This is a genomic window from Streptomyces changchenzhani (assembly GCF_039766235.1).
Taxonomy (GTDB): domain Bacteria; phylum Actinomycetota; class Actinomycetes; order Streptomycetales; family Streptomycetaceae; genus Streptomyces.
Genome location: NZ_JBDHNH010000001.1, coordinates 119,068 through 135,049 on the forward strand (window position 1 = coordinate 119,068; position 15,982 = coordinate 135,049).

The following is a 15,982-nucleotide window of genomic DNA, read 5'->3' on the forward strand; positions in this document are numbered from 1 at the left end:
CAGCATGGGGGAGTCGAATACGGAGAACAACTTCCGTACTGATCAAGAGACTTGGCGTGTTCGATTACGCAGCGCCGACCGCGCCAAGCAGGTGCTCGGTGCCGGTGTGCTGCTCGGGGACGGGCTGGTGCTGACCTGCGCGCATGTCATCCGGATCCCCGGGACCGACGAGCATCTGCCGTCCGTGACCGTGGAGTTCCCCGGCTCCGGCGGCGCCGCCGGGACCGGGCTGCGGGCCCTCGTCGAGCCGCGCCACTGGGTCCCGCGCGCCGACGATCACAGCGGCGATCTCGCCCTGCTGCGGCTGGCCGGACCACCGCCCGCCGCCGCGCGCGCCACCACCCTCCACCGGCTGCCGACCATCTGGAACCGCCGGGTGCACTTCGCCGGTTACCCCTCCCGCATCACCGGCGGCAAGTGGTCGGAGGCGCTCATCAAGGGCAACGGCGGGCCGGGGGACGAGTGGGTGCAGATCGACCCGGTCGTCGAGGCGGACACCCTGATGCGGCGTTTCAGCGGCGCCGGAGTCGTCGACAACCGCACCGGGCGCGTCATCGGCATCGTCGTCAGCAAGCTCGACTCCGAGCGGGACGGCGCGCACTACCGGCACGGTTACATGATCCCGACCGCCACAGTCATCAAACATCTCCAGCTGGTGCGCGACCGGTACGCGACCGGCCGCCAGGTCGTCCCGCAGACCCTCACCGCCGACCCCGCCACCCCGGGCCCCGACCGTGGCTTCGCGCGCTGGCTGACCCGCTGGCTGGCGGGCGAGGACACGATGGCCGACGTGGAGATCGCGTTCGTACGGGAGGCCGACAAGGACGCGGCGCTCGCCCTGCGCACCACGCTCACCCTCGCCGACCGCGAGCGCTCCCCCCGCACCTCGGTCGCCGGGCCCGTCCACGACGGGAGCAACGGGCCCAACGGGCCCGACGGGCACAATGGGCAAGGCAGTGTGCCACGCGCAGGCAGCCTCGATCTGGCCGTCGACGCCCGGGGCAAGACCCCGGCGCAGGTCGCCGACGAGATCGCGGAGGGGATGGGCCTGGACGGGCCGGGGCCGCAGCCGATGCCGGAGCGCATAGCGGCCGACGCCCTGCCGCTGACCACCGTGATCGAGGGGTTGGACGAGGCCCTGCGGCCGGTGGAAACCGTCGAGTTGCTGCACACGCTGGCCCGGCGCGGTGGACGGCTGCTGCTGGTCTTCCGCCGGCACGACTCCCCCGCCCTGGACCGCACCCGCGAACTCCTCCTCGATCCGGACCACCCCGAGCGCCGCCTGGAGCGGATAGGACTGCGCATCGGCAGGCTCGCCCGCACCGAGGAGCTCGCGCGGGATCTGCGCAGGCGCGCGATGTCCTGCGTGTGCCCCCTGCCGTCCGTCTCGCGCTACGCACCGGACCTGGAGCTCAAGGCGGTCCGCCTCGCGGCCGATCCCGAGCGTGGCGCCACGAGCTTCCTCGTCAAGCTGAGTTACGTCGAAAGGACCGTGGAGGCCGCCCTGCTTGAGGCGGAGACCGGCCACCGCACGCTCGCCCGGCAGCTCGCCCGCCACCAGGAACTGCGTGGCCTGCTCGACGCGTACGGGGCCCGGCTCGCCGCCCACCGCATCACCGAGGCGGTGGCGCAGGAACAGCGGGAGGCTCAGCGACTGCTGACCGGCGGCCCCTGCGAGCCGGCGGAGGCCGAGGGGGCGGTCGACCGGTTCGTACGGGCCGCCCGCACGGCACTTGAGGAGCTGCCCGGCGGGCCCGAGGGGGCGCGGCGGTGAGGCCCTGTCCGCACGTCGGCTGCACCGGCCGGGTCACCGAGACCGGATTCTGCGACCGCACCGGCCTGCCCGTCGACGAGGAGGCGGGAGGCGTCGTCGAAAGGGAGCCGGGGGCCGAGCAGTTCGTCGTGTCCGGCGCCGAAGAAGGGCTGATGGACCTGCCCCTCGTCGAGGTCCCCGACCCGGCTCTGCTCGTCGAGCCGGTCGACGAGCAGCCCTCGTCGCACGTCATGAGCTGCGGCAACCCCGACTGCACGGAGCTGATCGGCGTCGTGGCCACCGAGGGGCACTGCAGCTGCGGTACGCCGTACGCGCTGCGGCCCCAGCTGTCCGCCGACGACGTACTGGCCGACCAGTACCAGGTGATCGGGCCCATCGCGCACGGCGGCCTGGGCTGGGTCTATCTCGCCGAGGACGCCCAGCTCTACAACCGTCCTGTGGCGCTCAAGGGCCTGCGCAATCCGCACAGCCAACTGGCCCGCGAGGTCGCGCTGCGCGAGCGGCGGCACCTCACCGACCTGAACCACAAGGACATCATCCGCGTCATCAACTACGCCACCCACCGCCCGTCGGGCACCGACTACATCGTGATGGAGTTCGCCGGCGGGATGGCGCTGCACCGCATCGCGGAGCGCATCGCACGCGACGAGGCGCCGTTCTCCGGGGCCCGGGTGCATGAGTTCGTGATGAGTTACGGGATCCGGATCCTGGACGCGCTCGGTTATCTCCACGAGCACGAGCGCAAGGTCTACGGCGACATGAAGCCGGACAATGTCATCCACTGCGGGGACGGCATCAAGATCATCGATGTCGGTGGGGTACGGGAGTTCGGCGCGCCCGGCCCGTACACCGACTTCTACAAGGGACCTGAGGTCCCCCCGGACGGTCGCGCCCACCCCCAGTCCGACCTCTACAGCGTCGGCATGACCCTGCGGGAGCTGACCGACGCCGCCCGCCATCCCGCGCCCGGCCTCGGCGCCGAGTCCCTGGAGCGGGTGCTGCGGCGGGCCACGGCGGACGACCCCCGGGCGAGGTTCGCGACGGCCGACGAGATGTCGGTGCAACTGCGCGGGGTGATCCGGGAGTTGCGTTCGCTTCGGCTCGGCAAGGAGACCTACGAGCCGTCCCGGCTGTTCGAGCCCGTATCGGCCGCGCTGGACGGCACACTCGGTGAGGCCCCGGCCCTGGAGTCCTGGACGTACGGCACGCACCGCCTGTCGCTCACGGCGGCGCCGCCGTCGCCCGACGAGGTCGCCGTGGGCCTGCCCGTACCCAAGGCCGATCCGGACGACCCGCACGCGCACTCCCTGGCGCGGACCGCGAACGACGCGCCGGGCCTGCTGCAACTGCTCGCCGACTGGACGCCGTCCGCCGAACTGCACCTGCTGCGCTGCCGATTGCACCTCGGCCTCGCCCGGCGCCCCGATCGGGACCCGCAACAGGCTCAGGCTCCTGCGGAAGGTGCCTCCGCCCACCGCGAGGCGGCCCGCACCGAGCTCGACCGGGCCCGCGCCCTGATCGGCCCCATGGCCCGTCACGACTGGCGGCTCAACTGGCACAGCGGGCTGCTGCACCTCGCCTCCGGCCAAATCGCCGATGGCCGCACGGAGTTCGACGCGGTCTACAGCGCGCTCCCCGGCGAGTTCGGGCCCAAGCTCGCCCTCGGCTACTGCCACGAGCAACTGGGCGACACGGACCGGGCAATGCGCTTCTACGAGGCGGTGTGGCTGCGCAACCACTCGATGGGCAGCGCCGCGTTCGGGCTCGCCCGCATACACCTCGCCCGCGACGAACGGGACAGGGCGCTGGCCATCCTCAACCACGTACCGAAGGACTCACGGCACCGCACCGCCGCGCGGACCGCGATCGTACGCATCACGGCGGGCCTGCGCGGCCCGGAGAACACCCCGCCGCCGCTGGAGTCCATCACCGCCGCCCTCGGGCAGGTCCTGCGGCTGCACGAGGAGGAGGGGCTGACCGACCGGCACGCCGTGCTGCGCCTGCAGACCCACATCCGGGAGGTCGTCCTCGACTGGCTCTGCGCACCGCGCGCCGGCGACGACGACGGCCGGGGGCAGGAGCGGCGGCTCGCCGAGCTGAGGGAGCGGATACAGGACGAGCAGCTCACCGAGGACCGACTGCGCAGACGTCTGGAGGAGTCGTACCGGTCCCTCTCCGAGCAGGCCGACGACGCGAGGACGCACGGCGCACTCCTCGATCTGGCCAATGAGATCCGCCCCTTGCGGTGGACGCACAAGGAGCACACATGGCTCAGGACGACACAGAAGATCCGCCGGGCGCTGTCTCCCTCGAAGTGAGCCAGCAGCCCGACGTGTCGGCGGACCGCGGCGCCGAGGGCGGCACCCGCGTGTGCGCGGTGGTGACGGTGACCGTGGGACCGGCGGCGGACCGGGACGCGGGTACGGAAGGGGGCGTTCGAGCGAGCGCTGCTTTGCCGACCCCGCCGCCCGCGCCGCCCCCCAGGGCCGAGGTCTTCCTCCTCGACTGCTCGGCATCCATGGGCTATCCGCGCGACAAGCTCTGGGCCGCGCAGGACGCCGTCGCCGAGGCCGTGGGCGCGCTGCCCGACGGCACGTACTTCGCGATCGTCGCCGGGCGCCACACCGCCGAGCTGCTGTATCCGCCGGAGTCCGCCGGGCCCGCCGCGCTCGCCCGCGCCGACGCCACCACCCGGCAGGAGGCCGGCGACGCGGTCGCCCGTCTGGTGCCCGGCGGCGGCACGGCCATCGGCAGCTGGCTCGCTCTCGCCCGCGAGCTGTTCGGCAACGGGCCCGGGGCCGCCGTCCGGCACGCCCTGATGCTCAGCGACGGCCGCAACGAGCACGAGAGACACCAGACGCTCGAAGCCGAACTAAGCGCCTGCGCCGGCCTGTTCACCTGCGACACCCGTGGCATCGGCGAGGACTGGGACCCCGACGAGCTACAGCTGGTATCCGAGAGCCTCGACGGCAAGGCCGACGCGGTACGCGACCTCGACGCACTCCCCGGCGAATTCCTGTCCGTCACCGCCGAGTCGGCGGCCCGTCACATCACCGGCCTGCGGCTGCGCATCACCCACCGCGCGGGCAGCGCCCCGCTGACCGTCCAGCAGGTCCATCCCACGCGTCGTGACCTCCTCGCGGGCGGCGTGGCGGCGGGCGAGCGGTGCCTGGAGTTCCGTACGCCGCCGTGGCGCCACGAGACCCGCGAGTACCTGGTGTGCGTCGCCGCTTCCCGTACGCCCGACGAGCCCGTCGACCGGGCACTGTGGCTGGCCGACGTGAAGGTGGTGCGCGACCCGGACCCCGGGGACGGTCTCCAACTGCCGGGCGCACAGCCCATTTTGGTCCGCTGGACACGCCGCCACGACCTCTACAGCCAGTACGACCCCAAGGTCCTGCACTACGCCCACCACGACGCCCTCGTCCGAGGCCTCGAAGAGGGCCGCGCCGCGCATCGAGCCGGTGACCCGGCGGGCGCGCGCGCCGCGTGGGGCGAGGCTGTGCGGCGCGCGCACGCCATGGGCAACCAGCCCATGCTGCAACGCCTCGCCGATGTCGTACGGATCATCGACGCGGAGCGCGGCGAGGTGGAGATCCGCCCCGACATCAGGCCCCTGGACATCAACTCGGCCATGGTGCTGCGCGCCCACAGCACGCTCCTGCCCCCGGACAAGCCCCGGCAGGAGCCCAGTTGATTCAGCAATCGGTCCGCCGCCCGGTCCGGCAGCCGCTCCGCCGGTCGGTCCGCCGGTGCTGGCACTCGGCCACCGGCATCGGCAGCGTCAGCACGGCCGGGTACCTGCGCCGTCAGCTGCTGTGGCTGCTCACCCTGACCACGCTGGCCGTCACCGCGCTGTTCAGCGCGTACCACGAAGTGCACCGCGACACCCTGGCGATCAGCGACCGCACAGGACCCGCCGTCGTCGAACTCGCCAGGGCGCACACCCTTCTGGCGATGGCGCACACGACGGCCGGCAAGCACATCGCCGGCCTGACCGAGAACCCGAGGGAGCCAGACATCCTGAGCTACAGCGACGACTACGCGAGCCTGCTCAACGAGGCCCGTCAGAGCCTGGACCGGGCGGGCCGGACCAACGCCCTGGGACGCGAGGACCGGCAGAAGCTGCGCATCGTGTCCGGGCTCGTCGACGGCTACGCCAAGTGGATCGACGGGGCGCAGACGCGGTACAGAGAGCCGGTTCTGAGCCTCGCGATCCTCAGTTACGCAGATGAGATGATGTCCGACCCGTCCGGCGTGCTGGACCGGATCGCCAAGCTCAAGCTCACTCAGAGCGAGGCGCTCAAGCGTCAGCAGGAGTGGGGAATCGCGCCGTGGCTCACCTGGCCGATCGCCGTGGTGAGCTGCCTGCTGCTCGGCGTACGGCTGGTGGGCATCCAGTTCTTCCTGCGGCGGCGCTTCCGGCTGCGGCTGAGCATCCCGCTGGCAGCGGTGACGCTGCTGCTGGCCGCGCTTCCGGTGCTCGGCTTCGGCACCTTGCAGGCGCACAAATACCAGGCCGCCGTCCGCGACATCGCCGCCGGGCTGGAGCCCGCGCGACCTATGGCGACGATCGACCAAGCACAGAGCCACATGGCCAAGAGGCTGTCCAGGTACGACGCCGTGGGCTGGGCGCGGGTCACCTTGTTCGTTCCGCTCGCGGGCGTGCTGATGGCGGGGGTTGTCCTGTTGACGCTCCAGTCGCACCTCGCCCAGTACACGTATCCGCGCAAGCCCGGAGGTGGTCGCCGATGAAATCCCCAGCGCAGTACGTACGCCTCGCCCTCGCCGTTTCCCTGCTGGCCGGTCTCGCCCTGTCGTCCGCCGCCTGTTCGAAGGAGGACGCACCCGCGGTCATTGTGCTCGGACCGTGGACCGGTGACGAGGGGAAGAGCTTCAAGGCGGTGCTCAAACTGTTCCGCGACAAGCACAGAATCGGCTTCATCTACGAGGGCACCACCTCGGTCCGCGAGACCCTCCTCGCCCAGGTGCAGGACGATTCGCCGCCCGACATCGCCATCCTGCCGAGCCTCGGCGAGCTCACCAAGTACGCGCACGACGGCGAACTGGTCCCCCTCCCCAAGGCCGTACGGGAACGCTCCCCCGCGCCCTGGTCCCCCGAGCTCAGCGTCGACGGCCGTACGAACACCTACTGGACCCCGGTCAAGATCGACCTCAAGAGCGTCGTATGGCACTACCCGGACCGCCCCGCCACCAAGGGCGACTGGTGCCTGGGCATGGGCTCGGGCGCGACCTCGGGCTGGCCCGGCAGCGACTGGATCGAGGACATCCTGCTCCAACAGGCGGGCCCCCGTGTGTACGAGAACTGGGCGACCGGCGCGCTGTCCTGGCAGGACGACCACGTACGCAGCGCCTGGAAGACGTGGGGCCGGATCGTCACCGCGGGCAGTCACGACCAGGCGAAGGACGCGCTGGCCAACAACTTCAAGGCCACCGACGACAAGGGCCTGCTGAAGCCGCCGCCCGCCGCTGGCTGCACGCGCGAGCACCAGGGCAGCTTCATCCGCGGCCTGTACGGCCCCGAGGTCCGCTTCGTCACCACCACCGACGCCGTCCGGGAACTCGCCAACGACAGACGCGCGTACGAGGTGGCCGGGGACATGGCAGCCATGTTCCGCGACAGCGCGGAGGCGCGGAAGCTGCTCACCTTCCTCACCGACAAGGAGGCCCGAACGGCCTGGGCGAGCGACGCCGACGGCGACGGCGACGACAACGGCAACGGCGACAAACGCAACCGGCCGTTCTTCCCCGTCTCCGTCGGAAAGTACAGCGAGGAGTGGGGCAACCGGTCGGTCGACCGGACCCTGCGGAGCGCGACACAGCTGTGCGTGGACGCGTCGGACGCGATGCCGCCGAATCTGGTGGGGGCGTTCCACCGGGCGGTACTGGACTACTTGGGGTACCTGAGCGCCCCGGAAGACCGGGATTCGCCGCTGGAAAGCCTGCTGAAACTGCTGGAAGACGAGCGGGGACGCCAGCACAAGAGCGCGACCCCGCAGGTCCCTTCGGTGTGCGCGACGCCGTAGGTAGGGGGCCGGTCCTGCGGGGTGCGGGCGTGTCCTCAAGCGCCGTGCGGGGCGATTGCCCTCAGGCCCATCCCGCCACCACGGTCCGTACCGCCGCCACCACCCGTCCGATGCCGGCCTCGTCGGACCGGACCGACCGGCTGAACTCGGCGTGCAGGAAGGGCACTTCCTCGTCCGAGGCCAGTCGCCCCTGCTGATTCGTCCGGCCCTCCAGCACACACTTGTGTGCCCAGGCCCGGCAGACGTCGAAGTCCCGGTCGCCCAGCTCACGGGCCAGGCGGCGGGCGTCCTGGCGGCCCTCGGTGCCGGCGCCCATGGAGAGGATCACGTCGAAGTCCGGCTCGGTGCTGTCGGCGAAGCCATGCAGCTGGATGCCTGGAAGGCTGCGCCCGGTCAGCTCGGCGCAGACCGCGTGGAAGACCGTGTCGCGCCGGTGGGCCACATCCGCTGCGTCGCCTTCGCCCGCTGTGCGGTGCGCACCCGCCAGGACCATGACGCCTCCGGGGGCGGCGGTCAGCACGCCCGCGCCGAGCTGCTCACTGTCGGCGTCGGCGACGGGGTGCGGCACCTGCACGGACCAGCGGACCGGGCCGTCGAGGCCGACGTACACGCGCCCCCAGCCGCGGGCGTCCTCCCCGGCCAGATCGGCGACCTCGGCGAACCTGCGCCCGGTGGCGCTGTCCGTGAGCGTACGTATGCCGAAATCGACCTCGGCGAGCTTGCGGTCCGCTTCCTTGCGCCGCCCCTCGACCAGCAGGCCGACGCCCTCGGCGACCGTGCGCCGCTCCACCCGGCGCGGTGGTTTGTATCCGGCTTCGGCAACCGTGTCGGTGGCGAAGCCGGTGATACGACGCGCCAGGTCGATTTCGGTATGCGTACGGGAGGGAGTGGGGCTTTTGCGAGCTTCGGGGGAATCGTCCCGTTGTACGGCTGTGGTGAGAGCAACTCCCGCAAAAATCACCGCCGCGACCAGCAAAGTTGTCAAAAATGTCATCTTCGTGGTCGGAATCGACGTCATAAACGGTGAAAATATCATCGTGACAAAATCTTCACGTCTGCCCGCCCTGTCCCGCACCGTCGCTCTGGCCCTTCTGGCACCGCTGGCGGCGGGTTGCGGCCTCATGGACACGGACGCCGCCGCCGGGGCGGACGGTCCGTCGTTCACCGTCGCCGCGGCGGGCGACATCCTGGTCCACCCGGAGCTGACGGACCAGGCCAAGAAGGACGCCGGAGCGGCCGACGGCAAGGCGATGGACTTCGGCCGCATCATGGCCGGGGTCAAGCCCGTCATCAGCAAGGCGGACCTGGCGATCTGCCATATGGAGCCCGTCCTGGGCAAGCCGGAAGGCCCCTTCCAGAGCTACCCGGACTTCCTGGTTCCGCCGCAGATAGCCGACACGGTCAAGCGCATCGGCTACGACACCTGCTCGACCGCGTCGAACCACTCGCTGGACCACGGGCCGGGCGGGGTGAAAAACACGCTGGACACGCTCGACAAGGCGGGTCTCCAGCACACCGGCTCCGCCCGCAGCAAGGCGGAGGCCGAGAAGCCGCTCATCATGGACATCAAGGGCGTCAAGGTGGCCCACCTCTCGTTCGCCGGCGGCTTCAACGGGCGCGAGGTGCCCGAGGACAAGCCCTGGCTGGCCAACCAGACCTCGTTCAAGAAGATCGCCGCCGCGGAGGACGCCGCACGCAAGGCCGGCGCCGATGTGGTGATCCTCAGCATCCACTGGGGACGTGAGCACCAGCCCGCACCCAACGCCCTCCAGCTCAGCCTGGCCCGGAAGATCGCCGAGCGGACCGGCATCAACCTGGTGATCGGCCACCACGCCCATGTGGTGCAGCCGATGGAGAAGGTCGACGGCACCTGGATCGCGTACGGCCTCGGCAACCAGCTCGCCCGGCACGAGGTGCCGAGCGGGCTGTCCGAGGAGGGGGTGATCGGCTGGTTCGAGTTCACCGAGCGCGGCGGGGACTGGGACGTCGAGGCCCGGTACGTACCGACCTTCATCGACATCCCGGCCGACCCCGAGGATCCCGAGGCAGCCGACGACGCGGCAGCCGACGACGGCGGGGTGCGTGACCACCGGCTGGTGGACGTGGCCGCCGCACTGCGTGACGGCAAGGGACTCAGCCCGCAGCAGCGCTCCCGCTACCGGCTGGCCTTCGAGCGGACCGAGGGAACCCTACTGAATCGCAATGGCGGCTCCGACGGACTGAAAGCACTACAGGAGCCGCCCGGCTGACCGTGCGAGACGCAATTCACATCGCATCTCGCCCCTTCCGTACAACCCTTCACGGCGATCACGGGTCGTCATCTTTCGGTCGGACATGCGCGCGTACCGCGCCTCACGCGACCGTTCCGATCAGAAATGTCCAGGAAGAGGGACTCTCATGGCCGCTTCGCGCGCGAAGCGGCGACACAAGGCTCGACGAAGAGCCGACATGTCGCTACTGGGTGGCATACGCCCGCCCATCGCGGTGCTGTCCGCACTGCTCGTTTCCCTGGCGGGCATCACCGCCCTCGCGCTCGGCAGGACGGGCGAAGACGCCCTCCCCGAGGCGGTGATGACCTCCCAGCAGCACTTCGCCGAGGACGGGGCCGTCGCCCTGCGGGCCTCCCTGGACGAGAGCATCACCGACCTCAACCACACCGCCACCCTCTTCAACGCGGGTGATCCCGTCTCCGCCGACGCGGTCCTGGACAAGCTCGGCAGCGTGTACCAGAAGTGGCGCGGCACTGCGATCGTCGAAATCAAGTCGGGCAAGCTGAAGGCCACCCGGGGCGAGAACGTGCCCCTGACCGCCGTGGACCTCGGCAAGCTCTCCGACGAGGACGGGCTCGTCCCACGGATGGTGCGGCTGGAGAACGGCGAGACACGACTGCTCACGTTCTCCCTGCTGTCCTGGAAGGACCGGCCCCAGCAACTGCTGATCGCCTCCAACAGCCTGAAGTTCCCCGGCGTCAGCCTCGGCAAGTTCCGCGTCATCGCCGTCGTCGACTCGGCCGGCGAGGTCCTCAGCAGCGACGGCATCCTCGCGCCGGAACAGATCCTCTCCGAGACGGTCCTGGAGGAGGCGAAGCAGCACAAGAAGCAGCTCCGTACATTCGCCCGGCTCTCCGCCAAGAAGGCCGAGCAGCATCCCCTGAAGACCAAGGAACCCGGATCGGGCGGCTTCCTCGGCGTCAGCGGCAGCCTGACCGGGGACGCCATCGACGGCGAGCGCTCGGTGGCCGGCTATGCCACGCTCGCCGCCCCCGAAGCCGGCGAGAGCACCGCAGCCTCCGGCCTCGGCCTGACGGTCGTATCGCAGGTCAATGTCACCGAGGACCCCCGGCAGATCACCCGGCCGCTCGTCGGGCTGCTCACCGCGGGCGTCCTGCTCGTCGTCGGCATCCTGGCCGTGGCCCTGCTCCTCGGCACGGTGCAGCGCCCCCTGCTCCGGCTCTTCCTGGAGAGCCGGCGGCTCACCCGCGGCGATCTGACCCGGCCCGTGACCGTCCCGGCGACCGGAGAGACCGCCCGGATCGGTCACGCCCTGGAGCAGTTGCGCCGCCAACTCACCGCTGGGAGCACGCCCACCGGCGACGCCGCCGAGCAGCCCCGGCGGGCCCGTGGGCTGCGCCGTATCGGCGCCCGCGGCCTGCTCGTCGTCTGCGCCGCGCTGCTGCTGGCCTGGTCAGGACCGATGCTGCTGCTCCTCAACCGCGCCGAATCCACCGCCGTCGTACCGCAACAGCTCGTGAACGACCAGCGTGAGCGCACCGACACCCTCACCGACCGGGTACGTCGCGCACTCAACGAGGGCCACGCCGACCTGCTGTCCGTGGCCTCCCTCATCGGAGACCGCACCACACCGGCCGACATGACCACCGTGCTTGAGCACACCCGCACCGAGCACCTGCGCTACGCATCGCTGTACGTCCTTTCCCCCGACGGCAAAGTGCTCGCCCGCGCCGGCAAGGAGCCCAGGAACCCGGCAGGCAAGGGCCCGCGCACCAAGCCGATCACCCTCCTCGACCACTCGTCCAAGGAACCCGTCATCACCGGGTACGCCGAAATCCCGGGCCGCGACGGGGCGGCCGTCGTCGGTGAGTTCCGTATCGACTTCCTGAACTCGCTGCTCTCGCGGCCCGGTCTGGGCGAGGTACGCGTCGTCGACGCCGAGCGCCGGATCATCGGCAGCAACAACGGCTACCAGGCCTTCACCAAACTGCCCGACCGGCGGATCGACACCCTCGTCCAGGGCGCCAACCAGAAGGTCGGCATGAGCCCGCGGCCCAGCGGAGTCCTCTACCGCGGCGCGAACGGGCAGCAGATCGCCGCGGCGGCCCCCTTCGTCGGCGGCGGCGCCGCGAAGTCCCTCGGCTGGACCGTGGTCAGCTGGCAGCCCGCGTCGGGCCTCGACATCCCCGAGTACAGCCTCCAGAACCGCACCGTGCTCGCCGGGATGCTCGGCCTCACCGCGGCCGCCGCCTGTCTGGGCTGGCTGTACATCGTGGTCGTACGACCGCTCCGGGCCCTCGCCGACCAGGCCGAGGCGCTGGCCTCCGGTGACCGCCGCACCATCCTCTATCCACGCCACCACGACGAGGTCGGCGCCGTCATCCGCAGCCTGGAACTCATCAGGCAGCAACTGCAGGGGCAGCGCAAGCGCGACGGCGCGGCTCTGGCCGGAAGGAACTGATCGGCCGTGCTTTTCCTCTACACCGTGCTGTTGGTGTGCTGCGCCATTCTGCTGGTCGCAGGCATCGTCGAGCAGCGGCGGCACTTCACCAACCTGGACCGCATACCGTCCCGGGTACTGGTCAACGGCATCCGCGGCAAGAGCTCCATCACCCGGCTGTGCGCGGGCGCGCTGCGCGGCGGCGGTCTCACCACGGTCGCCAAGACCACCGGTACCGCGGCCAGGTTCATCCACCCGGACGCCACCGAGGAGCCCGTCTACCGCAAGTTCGGCATCGCCAATGTGGTGGAGCAGATCGGCATCGTCCGGCGCGCCGCCGCGTATGACCCGGACGCCCTGGTCATCGAGTGCATGGCCGTCATGCCGGCGCTCCAGGAGATCAACCAGAGCAAGCTGATCCGCTCCACGATCGGTGTGCTGTGCAATGTGCGTGAGGACCACCTGGCCGAGATGGGGCCGACCCTCGACGACGTGGCGCGCTCGCTGTCGCGCTCCATGCCGGAGGGCGGCATCTGCATCACCGCCGAGAAGGACCGCTTCCACATCCTTCAGGAGGAGGCGGACGCCCGCGACTGCAAGCTGATGTACGCCGACCCGGAGATCGTCTCCGACGAGGAGTTGCGCGGCTTCAGCTGGTTCACCTTCAAGGAGAACGTCGCCATCGCGCTGACCGTCGCCGAACTCCTCGGCGTGGAGCGGGAGACGGCACTGCGGGGCATGTACGACGCCCCGCCGGACCCGGGTGTCCTCTCCGTGGAGCGGTACCGCACCGAGGACGGCAAGCGGCTGCGCTTCGCGAACGTCTTCGCGGCGAACGACCCGGAGTCGACGCTGATGAACATCAACCAGCTGCTCGACGTGGGCGCCATCAAGCGCCCGCTGAACGTCGTCATCAACTGCCGCCCCGACCGGGTCGAGCGCAACGGCCAGATGGGCGCGATCATCCCGGGCCTCCAGCCGGACAAGGTGTTTGTGATCGGGCACCCGGCGAAGAGCGCCATCGACGCGATCCCGGTCGACTGGCGGCACTGCGCGGTCGACCTCGGCGGTGACCGCCGCGACCCGGCGGAGTTCATGGGCCGGATGCTCGCGGAGCTCGGCCCCGACTCGTCGCTCGTCGCGATCGGCAATATCCACGGGCAGGGCGAACTGCTGCTTGAGCAGCTCACCGAGCTGCCGGCGGACGAGACGCCGGAAGGAGCCCCGGACGAGACGCCGGTCGGCGGGCCGCAGGGAACGGGGCACGTCCCGGCGCCCGCCTCCGCAGAGACCACCACAGGCATCACCGCAGGCCTCACCGCAGGCCTCACCACAGGCGGCGCGGACGGCAGCCCACGCGCCGCCACGCGCACGCCAGCGCCCGTCCCCGCGCAGAGGGCCCCCGTCCGGCACGACGAGACGCTCGCCCTGCAGCAGCTCACGCCGCGCATCGACCCGTACCAGCCGTACTCGGAGACGTACGAGACGCGCTACCAGCCCCAGCAGCCCCTGCGCGCCGTCCCGCCGCCCGCCACCCCGTCCGGCCCGCAGTCCGCCCTGCACCCGGACCAACAATCCGGCCCGCAGGAGCAACGCCTCGCGCCCTGGCCGCAGATCCCGCAGCAGCCCACCGAAAACGACACCCCGCCCGGCCCCGCCGGGCCCCCTCCCCCGCGCGGCATGTTCGAGCCGGTCAGGCCGCCCGCCCCGGCTCAGCAGCAGAACCCAGGAGAACCCCGTTGATCCCGTCCGTCCTCACGCCCGAGATCGCCGCGATCGGCATCGCCGTGGGCCTGATGTTCTCGCTGGTCTGCTATCTGACGACCAATCTCTCCCCAGGCGGGATGATCACCCCCGGCTGGCTGGCCCTGACCCTCGTCGAGGATCTCCAGCGCGCCGCCATGGTGGTGGGTGTCACCGTCCTGACGTACGTCACCACACTGCTCGTTCAGCGGCTGGTGATCCTCTACGGAAAGCGGCTGTTCTCCACCGTGGTCCTCATCGGGGTGCTGCTCCAGGCCACCTTGATGATCGTGCTCCAGCTGGAGTTCCCGCTGATGTACACGAACCAGACGCTCGGCTTCATCGTGCCGGGCCTGATCGCGTATCAGCTCGTCCGCCAGCCCAAGGGCGCGACGATCCTCGCCACCGGCTCCGTGACGCTGATGGCCTACGTCCTGCTCACCGCCGGAATCCTGCTCGGCGCCCTGCCGTCCGCCTGACCGACCCCGGAGTTTCCTCATGAGCGCGAAGCCCAAACGCGGTCCCCGTCCGGTACTGCACGCCACGACCGTGATCGCCCTGCTCGCCGCCAGCGCGTACCTCACCGTCGAACTCCGCAAGGAGGAGCAGGCCAAGGCGCCCGCCGTGCAGGCCGTCACCGACAAGCCCGCACTGAGGTCCGGGGGCACCGACCCGGGTTCCGGCGATGTCACCTGGGAGCGGCTGAAGAGCCCGGCCCGCACCGTGCTGCGCGGCGAGGACGGCGGCGTACAGGCCACATTCACCGACGGGGCGCGCACCGCCACTCTCACCGGTCCCAGCCGCACCTTCACGGAGCCCACCGGCACCAAGTCCCGCGTGGTGACCGAGAATTGGGTGCGGCTGATGCCGGAGCCGTGGATCAAGGGCGCCGAGCGGGAGAAGTGGTTCAAGGACTGGTTCAAGGAGTTCTCCGGCAGCAAGGAGGACGACCTGTTCGCGATCGCCTTCCAGTACGTCGACCAGGCGCCCGTGAAGAAGGACGACGAGGGCACCTCGTACGCCGGTGACGCCAGTTTCGGCCCGATCAACCCGACCGGCAGTCCGGGCAACGACTACCGCCTGGAGGAGTCGGACTTCTACGACTACCTGGGCATCTCCTACACCTTCCGCGACGGCACCACGGTGCAGCCCGAGGCGATCCGCGCCCGCTCCATGGACTGCTCCGGCTTCATCCGTACCGTGCTGGGCTACCGGGCCCGCTTCCCGCTGATGGCCACCGACAAGCTCGGCGACGGCCTGCCGCGCACCGCCAACGGCATGGCCCGCTCCGACCTGGGCACCGACGTCCTCAAATTGGCCGGTCTCGGGCCCAAGGACCGGCCGAAGTCCATAGACGTGCTGCAACCGGGCGACCTGGTCTTCTTCAAGCTGGACGCGCGCACCAAGGACCGGCTCGACCACGTCGGCATGTACATGGGCCACGACACCGACGGGCACAAGATCTTCGTGTCGAGCCGCGAAGAGGTCAACGGGCCGACCATCGGCGACAAGGGCGGCACCTCGCGACTGGACGGCAACGGCTACTACGCGAGCACCATGCGCAGCGCCAAGCGGCTGTAGGCGGACGGGGGGGCCTGCGGGGCTTGTCGCCTACCTTGCCCCTTCCCGAACTGGGGGCAGGCCCCCAGACCCCCGGGACGCCCTTCGGGCGTGTCCTCAATCGCCGGACGGGCTGAAAGTTTCCCGGATGCTGCGCATCTTCAGCCCGTCCGGCGATTGAGGACCG

11 protein-coding genes are annotated in these 15,982 nt (G+C 70.7%); 10 read left to right on the top strand and 1 reads right to left on the bottom strand.

All coding sequences use genetic code 11. From position 1 onward, the window contains the following. Positions 1–4: 4 nt before the first annotated feature. Genes ABCR94_RS00685 through ABCR94_RS00705 form a run of 5 tightly spaced genes read left to right on the top strand, consistent with a single transcriptional unit; the run spans position 5 to position 7,821 of the window. Complete coding sequence (locus ABCR94_RS00685; RefSeq protein WP_347116973.1) at positions 5–1,774, top strand: trypsin-like peptidase domain-containing protein; 1,770 nt, start codon at positions 5–7, stop codon at positions 1,772–1,774. Beyond that, a complete protein-coding gene (locus ABCR94_RS00690; RefSeq protein ID WP_347116974.1) occupies positions 1,771–4,092 on the top strand; it encodes a tetratricopeptide repeat protein in 2,322 nt (773 codons plus the stop codon). The genes ABCR94_RS00685 and ABCR94_RS00690 overlap by 4 nt, the downstream gene beginning before the upstream one ends. Beyond that, entirely contained in the window at positions 4,041–5,471 is a 1,431-nt protein-coding gene (locus tag ABCR94_RS00695; protein WP_347116975.1) for a vWA domain-containing protein, read from the top strand. The genes ABCR94_RS00690 and ABCR94_RS00695 overlap by 52 nt, the downstream gene beginning before the upstream one ends. Continuing rightward, entirely contained in the window at positions 5,468–6,529 is a 1,062-nt protein-coding gene (locus ABCR94_RS00700; protein ID WP_347116976.1) for a GlnX family signal transduction membrane protein, read from the top strand. The genes ABCR94_RS00695 and ABCR94_RS00700 overlap by 4 nt, the downstream gene beginning before the upstream one ends. Continuing rightward, positions 6,526–7,821: a hypothetical protein gene (locus ABCR94_RS00705; protein WP_347116977.1), complete on the top strand. Its 1,296-nt coding sequence runs from the start codon at positions 6,526–6,528 to the stop codon at positions 7,819–7,821. The genes ABCR94_RS00700 and ABCR94_RS00705 overlap by 4 nt, the downstream gene beginning before the upstream one ends. Before the next feature lie 61 nt (positions 7,822–7,882). Here ABCR94_RS00705 and ABCR94_RS00710 read toward each other — a convergent pair whose 3' ends face one another. Beyond that, positions 7,883–8,806 carry a hypothetical protein gene (locus ABCR94_RS00710; protein WP_347116978.1) on the bottom strand — a complete coding sequence of 308 codons (924 nt, stop codon included), beginning with the start codon at positions 8,804–8,806 and terminating at the stop codon, positions 7,883–7,885. Between the two features lie 49 nt (positions 8,807–8,855). Between ABCR94_RS00710 and ABCR94_RS00715 the strand changes: the two genes are divergently transcribed. The 5 genes from ABCR94_RS00715 (at position 8,856) to ABCR94_RS00735 (ending at position 15,816) form a co-directional block, all read left to right on the top strand. Then, positions 8,856–10,070, top strand: a complete 1,215-nt coding sequence (locus ABCR94_RS00715; RefSeq protein ID WP_521976418.1) for a CapA family protein — start codon at positions 8,856–8,858, stop codon at positions 10,068–10,070. A 199-nt stretch (positions 10,071–10,269) separates the two neighbouring features. Beyond that, positions 10,270–12,513, top strand: a complete 2,244-nt coding sequence (locus ABCR94_RS00720; protein ID WP_347116980.1) for a HAMP domain-containing protein — start codon at positions 10,270–10,272, stop codon at positions 12,511–12,513. Between the two features lie 6 nt (positions 12,514–12,519). Then, positions 12,520–14,235: a poly-gamma-glutamate synthase PgsB gene (pgsB, locus tag ABCR94_RS00725; RefSeq protein ID WP_347116981.1), complete on the top strand. Its 1,716-nt coding sequence runs from the start codon at positions 12,520–12,522 to the stop codon at positions 14,233–14,235. After that, positions 14,232–14,714, top strand: a complete 483-nt coding sequence (locus ABCR94_RS00730; RefSeq protein WP_347116982.1) for a poly-gamma-glutamate biosynthesis protein PgsC/CapC — start codon at positions 14,232–14,234, stop codon at positions 14,712–14,714. The genes pgsB and ABCR94_RS00730 overlap by 4 nt, the downstream gene beginning before the upstream one ends. Positions 14,715–14,733: 19 nt before the next feature. Then, positions 14,734–15,816, top strand: coding sequence for a C40 family peptidase (locus ABCR94_RS00735; RefSeq protein WP_347116983.1), 1,083 nt, complete (start codon positions 14,734–14,736; stop codon positions 15,814–15,816). The last annotated feature ends 166 nt before the right edge of the window (positions 15,817–15,982 follow it).